This is a genomic window from Halobacillus alkaliphilus, from assembly GCF_900113125.1.
Lineage (GTDB): Bacteria > Bacillota > Bacilli > Bacillales > Halobacillaceae > Halobacillus > Halobacillus alkaliphilus.
Map to the genome: position 1 here is coordinate 40970 of NZ_FOOG01000022.1, position 18663 is coordinate 59632.

At 40.4% G+C, this 18663-nt stretch carries 18 protein-coding genes; 4 read left to right on the plus strand and 14 right to left on the minus strand.

Features of this window, described 5'->3' with window-relative positions; genetic code table 11:
- Positions 1 to 15: 15 nt before the first annotated feature.
- The 6 genes from pfkA to dnaE all read right to left on the minus strand — a co-directional run bounded on the left by pfkA (position 16) and on the right by dnaE (position 8534).
- Positions 16 to 975: a 6-phosphofructokinase gene (gene pfkA / locus BMZ06_RS12420; protein WP_089752340.1), complete on the minus strand. Its 960-nt coding sequence runs from the start codon at positions 973 to 975 to the stop codon at positions 16 to 18.
- A gap of 243 nt (positions 976 to 1218) precedes the next feature.
- Complete coding sequence (gene accA / locus BMZ06_RS12425; protein WP_089752341.1) at positions 1219 to 2181, minus strand: acetyl-CoA carboxylase carboxyl transferase subunit alpha; 963 nt, start codon at positions 2179 to 2181, stop codon at positions 1219 to 1221.
- Positions 2178 to 3038 (minus strand): acetyl-CoA carboxylase, carboxyltransferase subunit beta, encoded by an 861-nt coding sequence (gene accD, locus BMZ06_RS12430; protein WP_089752342.1) that lies wholly within the window; start codon positions 3036 to 3038, stop codon positions 2178 to 2180. Before accD ends, accA begins: the two co-directional genes overlap by 4 nt.
- 101 nt (positions 3039 to 3139) lie before the next feature.
- On the minus strand, positions 3140 to 3736 hold the full coding sequence (locus tag BMZ06_RS12435) for a FadR/GntR family transcriptional regulator (RefSeq protein ID WP_089752343.1): 597 nt from the start codon (positions 3734 to 3736) through the stop codon (positions 3140 to 3142).
- Positions 3737 to 3819: 83 nt separating this feature from the next.
- Positions 3820 to 5058 (minus strand): NADP-dependent malic enzyme, encoded by a 1239-nt coding sequence (gene ystJ / locus BMZ06_RS12440; protein ID WP_089752344.1) that lies wholly within the window; start codon positions 5056 to 5058, stop codon positions 3820 to 3822.
- Between the two features lie 125 nt (positions 5059 to 5183).
- The gene (gene dnaE / locus BMZ06_RS12445; protein WP_089752345.1) at positions 5184 to 8534 is read right to left on the minus strand and encodes a DNA polymerase III subunit alpha; all 3351 of its coding nucleotides are present in this window, start codon (positions 8532 to 8534) and stop codon (positions 5184 to 5186) included.
- A gap of 132 nt (positions 8535 to 8666) precedes the next feature.
- Between dnaE and ytrH the strand changes: the two genes are divergently transcribed.
- On the plus strand, positions 8667 to 8999 hold the full coding sequence (gene ytrH, locus BMZ06_RS12450) for a sporulation membrane protein YtrH (protein ID WP_014644003.1): 333 nt from the start codon (positions 8667 to 8669) through the stop codon (positions 8997 to 8999).
- Positions 8999 to 9496 (plus strand): sporulation membrane protein YtrI, encoded by a 498-nt coding sequence (gene ytrI, locus BMZ06_RS12455; RefSeq protein WP_089752346.1) that lies wholly within the window; start codon positions 8999 to 9001, stop codon positions 9494 to 9496. The genes ytrH and ytrI overlap by 1 nt, the downstream gene beginning before the upstream one ends.
- A 25-nt stretch (positions 9497 to 9521) precedes the next feature.
- Here ytrI and BMZ06_RS12460 read toward each other — a convergent pair whose 3' ends face one another.
- Positions 9522 to 10469: a DHH family phosphoesterase gene (locus BMZ06_RS12460; protein WP_089752347.1), complete on the minus strand. Its 948-nt coding sequence runs from the start codon at positions 10467 to 10469 to the stop codon at positions 9522 to 9524.
- A 153-nt stretch (positions 10470 to 10622) separates the two neighbouring features.
- Here BMZ06_RS12460 and BMZ06_RS12465 point away from each other — a divergent pair, with 153 nt between their 5' ends.
- Positions 10623 to 10898 (plus strand): YtpI family protein, encoded by a 276-nt coding sequence (locus tag BMZ06_RS12465; RefSeq protein WP_425431768.1) that lies wholly within the window; start codon positions 10623 to 10625, stop codon positions 10896 to 10898.
- A 35-nt stretch (positions 10899 to 10933) separates the two neighbouring features.
- Here the strand turns inward: BMZ06_RS12465 and BMZ06_RS12470 are convergent, their stop codons facing one another.
- The 7 genes from BMZ06_RS12470 to BMZ06_RS12500 all read right to left on the minus strand — a co-directional run bounded on the left by BMZ06_RS12470 (position 10934) and on the right by BMZ06_RS12500 (position 17128).
- Positions 10934 to 12247, minus strand: coding sequence for a DRTGG domain-containing protein (locus BMZ06_RS12470; RefSeq protein ID WP_089752349.1), 1314 nt, complete (start codon positions 12245 to 12247; stop codon positions 10934 to 10936).
- A 153-nt stretch (positions 12248 to 12400) separates the two neighbouring features.
- The gene (locus BMZ06_RS12475) at positions 12401 to 13081 is read right to left on the minus strand and encodes a metal-dependent hydrolase (protein ID WP_089752350.1); all 681 of its coding nucleotides are present in this window, start codon (positions 13079 to 13081) and stop codon (positions 12401 to 12403) included.
- Positions 13082 to 13113: 32 nt separating this feature from the next.
- The gene (locus tag BMZ06_RS12480) at positions 13114 to 14649 is read right to left on the minus strand and encodes a polyamine aminopropyltransferase (RefSeq protein WP_089752356.1); all 1536 of its coding nucleotides are present in this window, start codon (positions 14647 to 14649) and stop codon (positions 13114 to 13116) included.
- Between the two features lie 117 nt (positions 14650 to 14766).
- Complete coding sequence (locus BMZ06_RS12485; RefSeq protein ID WP_089752351.1) at positions 14767 to 15162, minus strand: DUF350 domain-containing protein; 396 nt, start codon at positions 15160 to 15162, stop codon at positions 14767 to 14769.
- Between the two features lie 14 nt (positions 15163 to 15176).
- Entirely contained in the window at positions 15177 to 15851 is a 675-nt protein-coding gene (locus BMZ06_RS12490; protein ID WP_089752352.1) for a DUF4247 domain-containing protein, read from the minus strand.
- A 75-nt stretch (positions 15852 to 15926) separates the two neighbouring features.
- On the minus strand, positions 15927 to 16598 hold the full coding sequence (locus tag BMZ06_RS12495; RefSeq protein WP_089752353.1) for a PspA/IM30 family protein: 672 nt from the start codon (positions 16596 to 16598) through the stop codon (positions 15927 to 15929).
- Between the two features lie 17 nt (positions 16599 to 16615).
- Positions 16616 to 17128, minus strand: coding sequence for a DUF4178 domain-containing protein (locus BMZ06_RS12500; RefSeq protein ID WP_089752354.1), 513 nt, complete (start codon positions 17126 to 17128; stop codon positions 16616 to 16618).
- Between the two features lie 239 nt (positions 17129 to 17367).
- On the opposite strand from BMZ06_RS12500, the gene BMZ06_RS12505 reads away from it, so the two are divergent.
- Entirely contained in the window at positions 17368 to 18339 is a 972-nt protein-coding gene (locus BMZ06_RS12505; protein WP_089752355.1) for a bile acid:sodium symporter family protein, read from the plus strand.
- Positions 18340 to 18663: the final 324 nt, after the last annotated feature.

The following is an 18663-nucleotide window of genomic DNA, read 5'->3' on the forward strand; positions in this document are numbered from 1 at the left end:
GATACATAATTCATATTATATAGATAATTCTTTAGAAAGACGATACATATCTAGATCCACTTGATGTTTGGTGTTGAGGATTTCCACTATATCATGATCGACTAATTTGTTTTGTTGTATACCAACCATGCGCCCTGATTTCCCGTTCAATAGAAGGTCTACAGCATGAGCACCCAAACGGCTGGCAAGGACGCGGTCTGAGGCTGACGGAGAGCCGCCTCGCTGAGTATGTCCTAAAACGGTAACGCGCGTCTCTAAATCTGTAGCTTCTTTAATCTTGCGCCCAAAATCAACACCACTTCCGACTCCTTCTGCAACGATTATTATGCTGTGACGCTTTCCGCGTTCATGTCCACGCTTTAAGCGGTCAATAACATCACTGAATTCATCTTCAAATTCCGGTATTAATACGCTCTCCGCTCCATCGGCCAGTCCAGCCCATAAAGCCAAGTCTCCTGCATTACGTCCCATAACTTCAATAACGTAAGTGCGCTCATGAGAAGTAGCCGTATCACGGATTTTGTCAATAGCATCAATGATCGTGTTTAAAGCAGTATCAAATCCAATTGTAAAATCGGTTCCTGGAATATCATTATCTATTGTTCCAGGTACACCAATACAAGGATAACCTTTTTCAGTCAGTTTCTTAGCCCCCATAAAGGTCCCGTCACCACCAATGGCGATCAGTCCTTCTATGCCGTGCTTCTTCATCTGTTCGATGCCCTTCAGCTGACCTTCTTCTGTCTTAAATTCTTCACAGCGGGCTGAATACAACTTCGTACCGCCGCGCTGAATAATATCGCCGACGGAGCCTAGTTCCATTTTATCAATACTGCCATCGATTAACCCCTGGTATCCATACTTAATTCCGTAGACTTCTACATTATGGTAGATTGCTTTACGCACAACGGCACGAATAGCAGCATTCATACCTGGAGCGTCGCCGCCACTTGTAAGTACACCAATTTTTTTCATTAGAATCACCTCAAATTATTTACTAATTGGTTTGTGCCCAATCATGGAACTTTTGAAACCTTCTGAAGCCACAAGACCCTCTCTTACATCTAGTTTGTACAAATAAGTAAAATGTAAAAGACAAGTGGCACAAGTCTTAAAAATTCGGTTTGATAGCGTTACCATCCTCCTAAGATGGGAAAAGTCGCACTTCTCGATGTGCGACTTCTTCATATTAGCTGATATTCATTTATACCGTGTTCATTATAAATCAAGAAACGCATAATCGCCAATACTTTTATATTTATTAAATCGTTCTTCTAATAATTGGCTGTTTTCCAAGGATGAGAGCTCTTTTAGTGATGACTCAATAACTTTTTCAATTTCACTTGCTTGATATTCTACATCACGGTGAGCTCCACCTCTGACTTCAGGAATGACTTCATCAATTACATTTAATTCTTTTAAATCATAGGACGTAATCTTCATAGATTCAGCAGCCTGCTGGGCTAGTCCTGCGTCTTTCCAAAGTATAGACGACGCTCCTTCTGGAGAAATAACAGAGTAAGTGGAGTTCTCAAGCATATAAATACGGTCCCCTATTCCAAGACCAAGCGCTCCCCCGCTTCCTCCTTCTCCGATCACAACACAAATGATGGGAACATTAAGGCCTGCCATTTCCATAAGGTTACGCGCAATAGCTTCGCTTTGTCCCCGCTCTTCTGCTGCCTTTCCCGGATAAGCTCCCTTCGTGTCAATGAAGGTAATAATTGGACGTTTGAATTTATCAGCTTGTTTCATTAAACGCAGAGCTTTTCGGTACCCTTCAGGATGAGGCATACCAAAATTCCTTCTAATATTTTCTTTTGTATCTTTTCCGCGCTGATGTCCAATTACAGTAACAGGAGTTCCCTGAAATTTAGCAATGCCCGCCACTAGCGCAGCGTCATCTCCGTATAAGCGGTCACCGTGAAGCTCCAGAAAGTCGGAGAAGATGTATTCAATATAGTCAAGAGTTGTCGGACGCTCAGGATGCCTAGCCATTTGAACTCGGTCCCAGGGCTGCATACGATCATATACATCGACTTCCAGCTTTTCCAATCGTTTCTCTAAGGTTACAATTTCTTCACTCAGATCCATTTCGCTGTTTTCAGTCATGCGTCTCAATTCTGCAATTTTCTCGCGCAGCTCAATTACCGGTTTCTCAAACTCAAGTATATGCTTCACGTTTTTTCACCTCCTGGATGGTGAATTTCTAAGACCATTCCAAGTGTTTTTTTCAATTCATGACGGTGCAGCACACGATCCAGTTGTCCATGTTCCAACAAGAATTCAGAGGTCTGAAAGTCATCTGGTAATTTCTCACGAATAGTCTGCTCAATGATTCTTCTCCCGGCAAAACCAATTAATGCACCAGGCTCCGCGAAATTATAATCCCCTAGTGAAGCAAAGCTCGCTGAAACCCCTCCTGTGGTAGGATGGGTCATAACCGAAATGAACAATCCACCATCTGCGTGCAGCCGCTGCAGAGCTACAGAAGTTTTACCCATCTGCATTAAACTCAGCACACCTTCCTGCATTCTAGCACCGCCTGAAGCAGTAAAAATGATGAAAGGAATTTTTTCTTTCCTGGCTTTCTCAATGGCATTCGTAATTTTCTCACCAACCACAGACCCCATACTTCCCATACGAAAACGGGCATCCATAACAGCTACCGCTGTATCCAAGCCGTTCAATTGAGCTCTGCCAGTAACCACGGCTTCGTTTAAGTCTGATTTCAAACGATCTTTTTCAAGCTTTTCATCATAATCAGGAAAGCCTAATGGATTGCTTGAAATCATATGCTTGTCCCATTCTTCAAAAGTATCCTCATCAAATATATGCTCCAATCTTTCATAAGCATTCAAACGGTGATGATGATCACAATGAGGGCAAACATTCATGTTACGATTTAATTCTTTTCTATAAAAGATCTTTTGACAATTTGGACACTTTTGCATAAGACCTTCAGGTACATCCTTTTTCGCTTCTTGTCGCGGGATGGATGCATAGCGTTTTTTCTTGCTGAAAAAATCTCTTAGCAAGGTGATTCCTCCTTTGGGACAAAGCTTCCTTTCTATCTAATATACAAAATAGCACTGCTATAATCACTCTTTATTTGCCGATCCATTACGACAAACCATACTTAAGGATAAAGCATAAGTATATCTTTTTTACTTCCATTTTTTATTATCTCTATCACTTGTTTATACCAGCCAGCTTCATATTGGATATCCTCTCTTGCAAGTGCGAATCCGGATATGAATTGCCACATTGATAATAGCAGTGGGCGGTCACAAAGTTCAAATAAGAAGGTAAAGAAAGACTGATATCTTTCTTTTGCCTTTTCTTTGACTATTATTTGCTCCAGTTTCAACCTTTGCCCTTCCGCGACCTTTCCAACAAGGATAAACAAGGCTTCCTTCTCCAGCATTTGCTTAGCCGTCGATAATTCTTCCCTGGTCCTTGATTCATTTAAAAGGAAACTCGATAATAATTCAACCATATGATAGGGGCGATAAGCACGTATATAAGTACCCTCGCCACGCTTAGTCTCTATTAAACCAAGCAGCTCCATGGCGCGAAAAGCTTCTCTGATCGATGATCTGCCAACATTTAACTGTTCACTTAATTCGCGCTCTGAAGGTAATTTATCTCCTGGTGTTAATTGATTTTCGTCAATATAGGACTTTAATTGATATAAAACACCTTCATATACTTTCCCTTGATGCGATCGGGTCACGAACTTTGTACACCCCTTTTTCAGTTAAAGAGCAATTCAAATATATGTAACAAGAGAAAAGCGGATGCCTTTCTCCAAACGTATTATTGCTCTTCAATCAAAGTCATTTGTCTAGTTTTTTCTGCAACTTCTTCAGGGTCTACATGATGTCTGGCAACTCCAGATTCCATGGCAGCTTTGGCAACACTTGCTGCTACTGCGGGAGCTACACGAGTATCAAACGGCGCAGGAATGACGTAGTCTGCGTTCAATTCTTCTTCGCTTACAAGGGAAGCAATTGCCTCAGCCGCAGCTATTTTCATTTTTTCATTAATTCGAGTCGCACGTACATCGAGTGCTCCACGGAATATACCCGGAAACGCTAACACATTATTTACCTGATTAGGAAAGTCTGAGCGACCTGTCCCAATCACACGCGCTCCAGCTGCTTTTGCGTCTTCCGGCATAATTTCTGGTTCCGGATTAGCCATAGCGAAAATAATAGAGTCATCATTCATGCGAGAAACCATTTCTTTAGACAAAAGTCCTCCTACTGAAACACCTATAAACACGTCTGCCCCTTCCATTACTTCAGAAAGCTTGCCTTCTAACCGATCTTTATTTGTGATCTTAGCTATTTCGTCTTTCACATCATTCATGCCGTAATCGCGTCCCTCAAAGATCGCGCCTTTAGAATCACACATGATTATGTCCCGTACACCGAAATGGTAAAGAAGCTTAATAATGGCAATCCCTGCTGCACCAGCACCATTTGCCACTACTTTAATATCAGAGAATGATTTTCCAGTTACTTTTAAGGCATTCATTAAACCGGCAACTGTCACAATCGCTGTACCATGCTGATCATCATGAAAGATAGGAATATTCGTTTCTTTCTTAAGTCGGTCTTCTATGATAAAGCAGTTTGGAGCAGCGATATCTTCTAGATTCACGCCCCCAAACGTTGGTTCCATAAGCTTAACAGTCTGAACAATCTGATCGACATCTCTTGTGTTTAAACAGATTGGAAAAGCATCTACCCCGGCGAAACTTTTAAATAACGCTGCTTTGCCTTCCATTACAGGAAGAGCAGCTTCCGGTCCAATATTACCAAGACCAAGTACAGCCGATCCATCACTCACAACGGCAACCATGTTTCCTTTCATGGTGTAGTCATAGACAGTTTCCTGATGGTCATAAATTTCCTTACATGGTTCAGCAACACCTGGTGAATAAGCCAGACTTAAATCCTTAGCATTCCTTACAGGGACCTTGGAATGGGTTTCCAGTTTTCCTTTATTGACACGATGTATATGCAGTGCTTCATCTCGCAAATTCGACACGACTACACGCTCCTTTAACCAATTAGTATAAACCGCTCCAGGTGGTCAGACCACCATTAACTTCTTAATTATAACAGATGACTTGCTAGTGTAAAGGAAATACAAAAGCATGGACTGAGACATGTTCATGTCTTGTTACGACGCAGAGCCACTGAGGAGGAACCAAAATATTGCTCCAGCATTTGAAGACATTCTCTGGATGGATTCAAGGAATAATTTTCATCCAGCTGATAGGTTTTTCTATCTTCTGCCCTGAATAACAACACAGGGGTATTACCCGGGAAATACTTTGCAGCTTCTATTAAGTGCTCCAATGCCTGGTATTCCTTGGATTTATCCAATTTAATAAACAAGCGATCCTTTGTTTCCGAGGGCAGACTTTCTATCTCAAACTTGGAAATTTCAGAAATGAGCAGCTGCTTACGCTCATTTCTTTCTTCAACTTTTCCTGAGACGAGGATCAGCATTTGTTCAGCTAGCCAATTTTTTGCACCTCTGTAGACTTCTGGAAAGAGTACAGTTTCCATTTCCGCTGTTTCATCACTAATCGTCATAAAAGCCATCGGATCTCCCCGTTTTGTTCTAATTTCTTTTATAGCTTCTACTACGGCGGCTGTTACGATTTTCCGGGACCTGCTTATCAATAATGACTGCTGTAAGGACAGAACCCCTTTTTCACGAAGAGATTTGCGATGATATTCCAGCGGGTGCTCGGATAGATACGTTCCAAGCACCTCTTTTTCCATGGCTAATTTTTTTAAAATTGGAAATGGGGCTACACTTACCGGTTCCTTCATATCTATATCTTCACTGAACATCCCTGGCTGATCCTGAAACTCTTTAAAAAGCTCTCCTTGCTCAAGGGCTTGGTCAATACTTGCAAGCAGGCTGGCCCGGTTTGTATTGAGTTCATCAAACGCCCCAGCTATAATGAGTGATTCAATAACAGAACGGCTGACTGAACTGGAAATAACACGTAAACAAAAATCATTCAAATGTTTATAAGCACCATTTCTTCTTTCCTCGAGAATAGCCTGGGCAGCCTGATATCCCACTCCTTTTATCGCCGTCAAACCAATCCGCAGCCCACTGCCTTCACTCTGGGTAGACATGTAGCTTCTATTAATAGAAGGAGCCTTCACGGAAACCTTAAGCTCACGAGCTTCACGAATATAAGCATCCAGCTTATCACGATCCCCGCTATTTGCATTAATTAATTCTGCCATGAAGTAAGAGGGATAATGAGCCTTAAGGTAGGCCAGGTGATAGGAGATAAAGCTGTACGCAACAGCATGACTTCGATTAAACCCATAATTAGAAAATTTTACGATCCAATCAAAAAGTTCGTAAGCCACTTTTTCTTCATACCCATTCTTTAAAGCCCCTGCTATAAATTCATTTCTTTGCTGCTGCAGCACCTGAGACTGTTTCTTACTTACTGCCCTTCTTAATAAATCCGCCTGACCAAGACTATAGCCAGCAACTTTTTGTGCTACTTGCATGATCTGCTCTTGATAAACCAATACCCCAAAAGTAGAGGCTAAAATCGGTTTTAAATCAGGATGAGGGTATTGTATTTCTTCTTTATGATGCTTTCGATTAATATAAACAGGTATATAATCCATAGGACCTGGTCGATAAAGAGCATTAACAGCAACAACATCTTCAAAATGGGAAGGCTTTAGCCTTCTCAAAACACTTTTCATGCCCTGTGATTCAAGTTGAAAAACGCCATTCGTTCTTCCTTCTTTTAATAAGTGAAAAGTAGGTGCATCTGTTAATGGAATATGAGAAAGAGAAAAGTCATGATTTTCATATTTTCTTATTTTACTTTCCATTTTTTCTAAAAAAGTAAGGTTTCTCAGCCCTAGAAAATCAATTTTTAATAAACCTATCTTTTCCAAATCCCCCATAGCCATTTGTGTAAGATAGACCTCACCCTGGCCGTTCATAAGGGCCGTGTAATTCACTAAAGGTTTTTGACTAATGACGACTCCTGCTGCATGTGTGGAAACATGACGAGGGAGTCCTTCAAGTTTAGCGGCTATGTGAAATAATTTTTTTAATGGAACAGAACTTCTTATATATTCTTTTAAAGGTTCCGATCTTTGCACAATCTGCACGAGCCCGTCATTCGTGCCCTTCGGAATATGCTTCAGTATATAAGCCGAGTCGCTTTCATCTACTGCCATCACTTTAAACAACTCTCTTAAAACACTCCTTGCAGCGAATGTACCAAACGTGCAGATTTGAGCTACATGTTTTTCTCCATATTTACGGCTAACATACTCTATCACTTCATCTCTTCTATGATCGGGAAAGTCAATATCTATGTCCGGCATGGTTACCCGTTCAGGGTTTAAAAACCTCTCAAATAAAAGGTTATATTGTAGAGGATCAATTTGAGTAATATTCAGAAGATAAGCGACGATAGAACCTGCAGCCGATCCCCTGCCCGGCCCTGCATGAATTCCCTGACGCCGTGCATAAGCTATAAAATCCCAGACAATTAGAAAATAATCACTAAAATCCATCGAAGTGATAACATTTAGCTCATGCTTTAATCGCTCCTCGGCCTCTACCCTCCATTGTTGGTACTTTTCATCTAATGCCTCATAACACAGCTTCATTAGATAGTCGTCCGCGCTTTCACCTTCAGGAACTGGATAAGAAGGAATTAATTGCTGATCCAGTGACATTTGAAGATCACATTTTTCAGTAATCTTTGCAGACTGCTCAATGACTTCAGGCCACCAGTCTTTAAATAGATTTTCCATTTCATCACTTGATTTTAAATATTCATGCTGAACTCTTTCTTCTGCCTCCGATGATAGCCGTTTCCCTTCTTCTATAGCCTGAAGCGCTTGATAAGCTACTGCATCTTCTTGTTGTAAATATTTAACTTCACCTACAGCAACCACTGAGAGCCGTTTATTTGATGTCCACTCCTTTAATGGCTGGTGAATTTGCCTTTCCGAATGAAGATCACGGTCTTTTATACTTAGATAAAGGTCATCTGAAGAAAAAATGGATATCCAGCGCTCCAGTCCATGTTCCAGTTGACTGAACTCACGTCTGGAAAGTGGTTCAGCCCAGGGAGAAGAAGAGGTCAAAATTATTGCGACCAGACCATCTTTATATGAATTCATATAGGATAAAGGCAGAGACTCTTTTTGTGTTTGTATGTAAGAACTCAATCTCATTAAATTCTGATAACCCTTATAGTTTTTAGCCAGAAAAAGTACAGGGAAATCTCCTCCGTCCGAGAACAGACTGGTCTTCATGCCTATAAGTGGCTTAATACCTCGCTTTTGACAAGCTTGATAAAATGCCACACTTCCGCTCATCACTTCTTCATCTGTCAGAGCTAATGCTTGAAACCCCAGCTCGCTTGCTCTCTCTGCCAGTGAGTCAATTTTCACAGTACTCTTCATTAAACTATATCCACTTTGAACATTTAGATGAGTAAAAGTCACCGTCTTCACCTTCTTTCTTTCTCAATTATAGCGGGATGGGGGGCGACTTAAAAGCCTCCTGCATATTTACTGTGTACACACCATATTTTCATAATAACAACATAAAAACAAGCTGGCGAAATGAGGGACAAGATGGACGACCGCTTAATTATATCCATGACTCAATGCTTCTTTATTGCTTTTGGAGTTATTGTAGGAGGTACGATTATCGGAAGTATTGGAAGTTATGTGACAGGAGAAGCCCCCTTAACTGCCATGTTCCGTATTGCAAAAGGGCTTAGAATCTGGGCGATTGTTGCAGCTATAGGTGGAACGTTCGATGCGATAAGCAACTTTGAAAAAGGAATTTTTGATGGATCTACTTTTGATTTATTCAAGCAAGTAATGATCATCGTAGCAGCTATGGGAGGTGTCAAAGCAGCACTATTATTATTTGAGTGGCTGCTTGGAGAGGAAGTGACCTGATGCATATCCCGCCACTGTATAGGAAGAAAGAGTGGAGGCGTTTTTTTGCAGGGATGGTATTTGGAGCCGTTATTGGATACTTGTTTTTTCTATTCATATATGGACAACTGCAAGAGAAATATACAGAGGAACATATCGAACTTAATTCAAAATTAAGCGAAATGGAAGCTAAATACGAAGGAATGCTTAATAATCAGAAAGAAGAAACGGAAAACCATCCACTTACAGTAGTGGATATTTCCGTTTCTTACACAAACGCAAAAAAATTAGAGATAGACCTTCTGACTCAACATCAGCTGACTACACTCGTAAAGGAACAGCTTACATCAGTACCTGGTAAAGACTTGACGGTAGTGGCTGATCAAGTCGATCTAATGATATCAACGATAGAAAACAAAAATTATGTAGTTGACGATTTCACTTATGAACTAAAAGTAGCAAAGCTAATTGCCTCCGAGGTCATACAAATTCATCTGGAAATTAAACTTGTACGTTAAACAAAAACCAGCAGGGGGAACCCTGCTAGTTTTTATAGTTCATACAAACCTCTTCAAGCTCTCTGGCAATATCTTCAGTTTCCTCCCATGAGGAAGCTGAGGCTCCGGCGGCCATAGGATGTCCTCCTCCGTCATGGTTCACTGCTATTTCATTAATAATAGGTCCTTTAGAACGAAGTCTAACTCTTATAATATTGTCTTCCTCTACAAAGAACGCCCAGGCAATTACCCCCTCAATATCACCTAACAACCCAACAAGCATACTAGTTTCTGAAGCCGTCACCTCAAAATCTTCCAACACTCGCTTAGGTAATGCTACCGTAGAGCACCCAGCTTTGGTGACTGTGAAGTTCTGTAGTACATACCCTTTAAGTTTAGCGACTTTAACAGGAGTCTTATATAGTTCATTATAGAGGGCTGGACGGTCAAACCCATAATTTACTAACTCGGCAGCATACGTAAGTGTTCTGTTTGTAGTACTCGGAAATAAAAAACGCCCAGTATCACCGACAATTCCTCCATAGATTAATCGAGCAGCTGGTTCATTTAAAGTAAATAATTCCTCACTCCACTGAGTGTACAAATGATAAATCATTTCACAAGTGGAGCTTGCCGATGTATCTACCCACTGGATATCTCCATATCGATCCACCTCTGGATGGTGGTCAATCTTTATGAGAAGATCTCCGTCTTTGTATCTTTGATCATCTATTCGTGCCTGATTGGCGGTATCACAAACAATCACCAGTGCCCCTTTATAAGCTTCATCAGGGACGGAGTCCATTCGCGCAAAAAAGTGTAAGGAAGGTTCTTCTTCCCCTGCAATCAAGATATGCTTATCAGGGAAACTTGCCTTAATCATCTCTGCTAGTCCTGCCTGGGACCCATAAGCATCCGGATCAGGCCTTACATGCCGATGGATAATAATGGTTGAATATTTTTTTATTGCTTCCGCAATAGCTTTTATACTCATTAACAAAACCCTCTCTATACTTAGCCTTTTATAATTAAATCATATATTTCTTTTGACAGGTAGCCATTTCAATGAAAACAAGCTACAATAAAGGAGAAAAAATTTTACTTCAGGAGTCGATACATTGTGATAATATTTCCTGTTCTAATTTTGGTGTCCTTAGTTCTTTATATTTATTACAAAGTTATGATCGTGAGGACCAAAGATCCTTTAACCCAAGATTATTTGAATAGTAAATCAAAAATATTTTTAGGAAGTTTCATCTTCTTTTTTGGAATCAACCAATACATGTTTTATGAAACCAGACTTTCTTTATTTATTGGTATTCTATTTCTTGCACTTGGAATTTTCCAAACTAAAGAAGGATGGAAGGCCGCAAAACATTACCGTAATGAATTTCAAAAACATCAGGCTAGTGTTCAATCTTAAATCAAAAGCCGCTGCTAAACTGCAGCGACTTTTTTTTATCGATCAATCAACTGAGCCATCAGTAAGGCCTTCCCTACAATAGATCCTTCATGGTGAACTTCTATGTCTACTTTAGCGAATTTACGTCCTACTTCTAAGATATTAGGGGCAATAATGACTTCACTTTCAATTTGCACGGGCTTTATAAAATAGACAGAAATGTTTTCTACTACAAGATCTCCCTTTTTATATTTTCTTAACAGTCTGCTTGAGGATTCTGTTATTAGAGAAATAAACACCCCATAAGACATAGTGCCTAGCTGATTTGTCATTTGCGGAGTGACCATAGTTTTAAGCACATGTTCATCCTCTTCATTCTTTACGATTTCAAGTTGATTCGTGGCTAAATCATCAATCGTCTCTCCGACTTGCGGTTGTCTTTGAATCTGCTGCAAAGCTTTCAGTACATCCTGGCGGGATATAATTCCCTGCAATTTATGAGAAGGATCCACAACAGGCATTAATTCAATTCCTTCCCAAACCATTACGTGAGCAGCGTTTGCTAAGGATGTTCTAACATGGACGGTCATTGGGTTCCGAGTCATAACTTTGTCAATTCTCATGGAGCTGTCTTTTCCGATAACATCTTTAGACGTTACAATCCCGACAACTCGATTATGTTTATCTACGACTGGATAACGGCTATGCTTTGTCTCATTATTAAACTCATGCCATTTTTCCACTTGATCATCTACCACTAAAAACTTAGTTTCTTGAAAAGAAGTATAAATATCATCAATTAAAACAATTTCTTTTTTAATTAATTGATCATAAATCGCACGGTTAATCATTGTGGCTACTGTGAATGTATCATAGCTGGTTGAAATAACAGGAAGTTCTTTCTCATCTGCTAATTGCTTCACTTGGTCGGTTGTATCAAAACCTCCAGTTATGAGGACAGCCGCGCCTTCTTTGATAGCTAATTCATGTGCATTCGTCCTGTTCCCCACAATAAGCAGGGATCCTGCTTCTGTATAACGCATCATTGCATCGAGCTTCATGGCTCCGATAACGAATTTACTTAACGTCTTATAAAGCCCTTCTCTTCCACCAAGCACCTGACCATCCACAATATTCAGGATTTCTGCGAACGTCAGTCGTTCAATATCCTCCTTCTTTTTCTTTTCAATTCGAATGGTTCCAACTCGCTCCATTGTACTAACTAAATTTTGGTTTTCAGCTTCTTTAATCGCACGGTAAGCTGTTCCCTCACTAACATTCAAGGCTTTTGCGATACGACGAACGGAAATTTTACTTCCGACCTCTAATGTTTCAATATATTCCAGAATCTGTTCATGTTTTGTAGCCATACGCCCACCATTCTTTCTAACTGTACTAATTATTAACCTTATTATTGTTATTATACAAGTGATACAGTTACTTCGCAATTTCTGTTGGGATATGATTTTTTTCATTAAAAAGCCTTCCGTCTGTAATAGACGGAAGGCTACGATAAGTTGATATTAAAGGTCTAAAGTGTCACCAGGTTCGAGGGCCATCCCTTTACCAGGCTTCACTTGCTCAGCGAAACCTTTCCCGTCCTGATTAATCAATTCAAAAGTGTTGTAGTGAATGGGAACTACCTGTTTAGCTTGCAGCCATTCAGCAGCCGTGAGGGCATCTTCAGGACCCATAGTAAAATTATCACCAATTGGCAGGAAAGCAAGGTCGATGTTATTACGTTCCCCTATCATTTTCATATCAGAGAACAGCCCTGTATCCCCTGCGTGGAAAATAGTTTTGCCTTCAATCGTTAAGAGGATGCCTGTTGGCATTCCTGTATAAACAATGGTTCCATCTTCTTCTGTATAGGATGAACCATGAAACGCCTGAGTAAATTTCACATGGCCGAAGTCAAATTCATGTCCTCCCCCTATATACATGGGATGGGCGTTTAACTCTTTGTTTCCAAGATAAGTGGCGAGCTCAAACGGAGCAACAATTTGGCAATTATTGCGTTTTGCAATCTCAAAGGTGTCTCCGACATGATCATTGTGACCATGTGTAAGTAAAATGACGTCAGGATTTACTTCATCTGCATTAAGATCAGTGTTTCCATTTTCAGAAATAAACGGATCAATTAAAACCGTTTTGCCATTCGCTTCTACCTTTACTACAGAATGTCCATGATAAGATACTTTCACTTTACCACTCCTTAATCATTATTATTCCTCGTTTAATAGTTTTGCCAAGCACTTTCATACTTTTGTATTAAATGAGGATCTATTAATGTATTTGGCTTTAAGGGAACAACTTCCCCTTCACGGTTTACGATTTCCCGGTCTTCATCTTTTCCAAACACTGTCATAGACTTTAACACTTCATCTGTTAGAAATTTTGTGTCGGCTTGAATAGAAATATCTTCAACTTTAATTGGCTCCCTACTTGCCATAACAAACCCCCAGTTTCCAAAACTTGGGATATCCACATGAAAATTTGCTGTATGTAATCCCGTCGATTCTATTGTTTCACTTATCGTCCAGTAGACACTGGGAGCAAAAACAGGACTGGTGGCCTGGACCATTGATGTGCCGCCCGGTTCCAGATGGTTCCGGAGCAAAGAATAAAATTCTCTGGTGTAAAGCTTATTTAAACTCTCATTATTGGGGTCTGGCAAGTCGGAAATAATAATGTCATACCAATCCCCAGACTTTTCTAAGAATTCGAAAGCATCCTCATTCCGCACTTGAACTCGTTCATCTGATAGTGATCCTTGGTTTAACTGTAATAGATGATAATTATTCTTTGCTAAAGTTGTTACAGCCGGGTCTAAATCTACCACCGTAATATTTTTGATTTTCTCATACTTTAATAATTCCTTTACGGCAATGCCGTCTCCTCCGCCGAGAACGAGTACATTTTCTTTAGATTCTGCATTTGCAACGGCTGGGTGGATTAGCGTTTCATGGTAGCGATATTCGTCTGAGGAACTAAATTGAAGCGAACCATTTAAGAATAAACGAGTGTCTCCCTGCTCTTTTGTAACAACTATTTTTTGGTAGGCACTCTCTTCCATATGAATTATTGGGTCCTTGTATAGCTTCTGCTCGAAGGAAAACGCTAGTTCCTCCCCAAAGAATAAACCGCCAATTAAAAGAATCGCAATAACAACAGCTGCACTCGTGTGAAAAACTAAGCGATTAATTTCAGACCGAAATAAATATAAGACTACTAAAGCTACCGATAAATTGATACACGCTACAAAAAAGGCACTTTTAACCATACCCATTTGGGGCCGCAAATAGAAGGCAAATAACAGCCCTCCTATAAGGCCTCCTGCGTAATCAGAAAACAACACTCTGGCTGTACTCCGGTTCAGCTCTACTCCAATTTCATTAGCTTTTCGAATTAATATTGGCAGTTCAAGACCAGTCAATCCCCCGATGGTAAAAGTTATGAGATATAAAAACAACGCATCAGTTCCTGAGGGAGCGAATGCCGTCATCCCAAACATGGTGAAGCTTGAAAAACCACCAATAAGTGCCACCATGAATTCAATCCATATAAACGTAATAATCAGGTTTTTCATAACACGCTCGCTGATACTAGCCCCTACACCCATTCCGGTTAGAAATAAACTGATGGTCAGGGTGTACTGTTTCACCCCGTCTCCAAGGATATAGGAGCCAAGTGCCCCGAACAGAACCTCAAATATAATTCCGCATATAGAAACGATTCCCGAAGCCCAATAGATTAGATGACTTTTTCTCATGCCGTTTGTTTCCAAATTTGTTCACTCCAACCCGTAAATTTCGGATTCTGTTGTTATCCCTCAAAAAAGCCACTATGCTGGTACTCATAGTGGCTTTACTAAGATATCCATTGTTCTCTATGTAATTGAAGCCCCAATTACAAAAGCAAGGCCTATGGACACACCCATCGAAATGATTCCTACTGCCGTATTATTAGCTTTAAGTTGAGTTTCAACTGAAAATTTACGAGTAAGCATTTCAAATAATAGATAAGCGATCATCTGAAGGATGACTCCATAAGCTCCCCAAATTAATGTATCCCAAACAGTTAAGCTGTGATAAATAGCAAACGAAAGAACTATACAAATCCCGATAATCTTCCCTGATATGGACATGGCTATAGCCTGGTTGCCTTTTTTTACTTCATCCCAGTCCTTATACTGTCGTGTTAACCATTCAAATACTAAAAGTCCAATCAATACTACTATTACAGCAATGACAAAATATCCTAATGTAGCTAAAAACGGTTCCATGCTGATTACCTCCTTTATTTTCCTGTTCCTGGCCCTCCACCGCGAGTTGAAGACCCACGAAGAGACCCTGAAGTTCCTGTATTATAATTTCCGTACATCCCGTATCCGCCATAGCAGTTTCCTGATTGCCTGCATGTATTGCTTCTTCGGTTATACCAGTCGTTTGAACCCAGCATTCGGTTTAACAGGATAGCCGTAAACATCCCATTAAAGAAACCTGGTGAATAGTGATTTCTAACAAACTGATCAGAAGCCAGTTCAATAGTGATAACGTCTGGCTCTTCTTCACTTTCCTGAATAATTACAAAGTTGTCCGGATAAACGAGTGCTTGTTTATCCTCCTGTCTTTCACTGATTTCTTCGGGAGTTATAGCACCAGCTAAAGCGTCAGCTACTTCCGTAAGAGTCAATTCTCTGGTCATGTATATACGTGAAGTAGTTCCCTGGTCAGATCGCACAGTGTCTAACAAAGGGAAGTTTTGTTGAATCAAATTTTCAATTGAATCTGCTTCCGAATTTTCTATTTTATTTAAAATTTCAGAACGATCAGGTTCACTGGGCAGTTCTCCATATGTATCTTCTATATTTGATCCTGAAATACCTCTCATTGGATTCCCATTTCCAAACACGTTAAACAAAAGAACGATAGCAATTATACCAACGACAAATATGCCTCCATATTCTCTCAATGCAGCTCCTCCCCTCTTCTCTAAAATATCCGTGCCTGACGCAGTGTCAGGCACGGAGTATCATTTGCAAACTGGTTATTCTTTATTCATCTTCTTTTTTAATTCTTCTAGTTCATTATCAACACTGTCATTATTATTCAATTCTTCAAACTCGTCATCAAGTGAACGGCTTTCAGAGGACATATCTTCGCTTGTTTCAGCTTCTGCTTCATGCTGCATCACCTTCTCTTCCATGCGCTCAAAGCCCTGACGCGACTCATCCCCGCCGATATTGGACATTGTACGATTCATCTTCGTACGAGTCTTCGCGGATTCAGCACGCGCTTTTAGTGAATCTTTTTTCAGTTTCATTTCCTGATATTCTTTCTTCATTTCGTCCAATTTTTGGCGTAGATTACTGGAATCAGTTTGGGCACGCTCCCAGGACGCTTTAAGTTGATCTGCTTGATCCTGATGATTCTTTTTATCTTCAAGAGCACGACGGGCTAAATCCTCGTTTCCTGCTTCTATGGCTTGCTCCGCCTGCTGCATACGTTTATCTACAATTGCTTGGGAATCATCATACTTGCGCTTCAGCATTTTCTCATTGGCAATTTGTTTAGCAACCGCACTTTCAGCTTCGCGGATGTCGTTTTCCATATCTCTCATAAATTGGTCCAGCATCTTCACAGGATCTTCTGCTTTATCAAGCATCGAATTCAACTCTGAACCTACTACTGTTTTAACACGTTTGAAAAACTTAAACATTTAAAATTCCTCCTTCTTTATTTGGAACCAGCAATTATTTTAATCTCATAAGCTTCAATATCATAACCGTAACTAACTTCTACTTCACTCCCCCATTCTTCCAGACTCAGATAAGTCTCTTCATCATCTGAAAGATAATCGGCGTAATGAGTAGTTCGTCCATTAACATTCTTACTTCGGCCTTCCCCTGTAACCCGCGCTTCGCCTTCTTCATCTTTATTGTAAGTTTTTCCATCATATTGAAGCTGCTTTGGGTAAGGGGTGGACACCGGCAGCTTAATCGTTTCGTACATCCCCAGCTCAAGCTCGTCATCCATTTCCGCCGACAGCCATTTGGTAGACTGGCCTTCTAGGAGCTGGTAAGCAAACCACTCATATGACCCGTCCCGGTAAGTGATCTTACCCACTACCTCATAATCGACAAGATCGTATGTGAGAATATCGCCTATCTGAATATTCAATACGGTTCGTTCTTCAACTTCAGGAACTTGTTTCTTTTGGTTGGAAAACAATCTTGAAAAGAATCCCAAATACTCACCTCACCTTTCTATATGACCCTGTGTACTTCTATTTACGTGCCTGGATACACTTTGGTTTCACTTTTTAAAAAGTTTTCTTCTATTATCGTATCAGACTTTTGATCTAAATGCCTGATTAGCGCATTTCTCTATTATTATTTTTTTCATTTTTTTCCCTTATTCATATCTTTGAAAATTGAATATGTCGCGTATAATCAAAATTCAAATAATTTATAAAGGAGCGGAAATATATGAAGGTTTTAGAACAAGCGAGTAACTTTGTAGGAAAAACCTTTGCAATCTGGGTGTTACTGTTTTCGGTATTATCATTTTTTATTCCATCAGGTTTCTCATGGATCTCTCCCTATATTGTGCCATTATTAGGGATCATTATGTTCGGAATGGGACTTACTTTATCTAAAAGTGACTTTCAAGAAGTATTTAAAAGACCAAAGGACGTGGCTATAGGAGTGGGAGCGCAATTCATTCTTATGCCACTGCTCGCTTTCTTCCTTGTCACAATCCTTCCAGTGTCTACAGAAGTAGCCATTGGAGTTATTCTTGTAGGATGCTGTCCTGGAGGAACTTCTTCAAACGTAATGACTTATCTATCTAAAGGAGACACAGCTCTTTCTGTTTCTATTACTGCTGTATCTACCTTGCTCGCTCCAATATTTACACCTTTTCTAGTCTGGATGTTTGCCAGTCAATGGCTGCCGGTCTCAGCAGGAGATTTATTTCTATCGATTGTACAAATCGTCCTTTTCCCAATTCTTCTGGGGCTTGCTGTGAAAGCCTTACTTGGTAGAAAAGTAGAGGCAGGAGTGAAGGCCCTTCCTCTCGTATCTGTAATCGCGATTGTTGCAATTGTAGCCGCCGTCGTCAGTGTCAATCAAGCTCAAATTGCTGAAACGGGAGCAGTCATTTTTGCAATCGTTGTTCTTCACAATGCACTAGGATATTTAACTGGATACCTGTTAGGAAAAATCTTCAACATGGAACCTGCTAAGCAACGAGCAGTTTCAATAGAAGTCGGCATGCAAAATTCCGGGCTTGGTGCTTCATTGGCCGCCGTTCATTTCAGCCCTCTTGCTGCCGTTCCAAGTGCGATTTTTAGTGTATGGCACAACATATCCGGACCAATTATCGCTACCTTATTCCGAAAACAAAAGGAGAGAAATCACAAGAACGAAGAAACAAAAACCATGCATTCAGCTTCTTAAAATAAAAGATTCACTAAAGTCGCAGCAACTTTTCCATTATCAGCGTATTAAACTAAAGGGCCGGAGGGGAACGGGGAGACTCCTGTGGGATAAACATGATCGGTGAGACCCCGGAAAGCTTCAGTCACTCCCTGTGGGGTCTCGCCTAGCTCCTTCTCCCGTGGGAGTCTCCTTGTTTCCTTCGCCACCCTATGATTGAAGAATGAACGGACCCTTCTATAGGCGATAGAGGGGTGCTTGATCTGCCTCAAATGCTTCTATAGCGGGAATTATACACACGTACACGATTATTATTTGAAGTTTATCTCCATCATAAACGGCGCG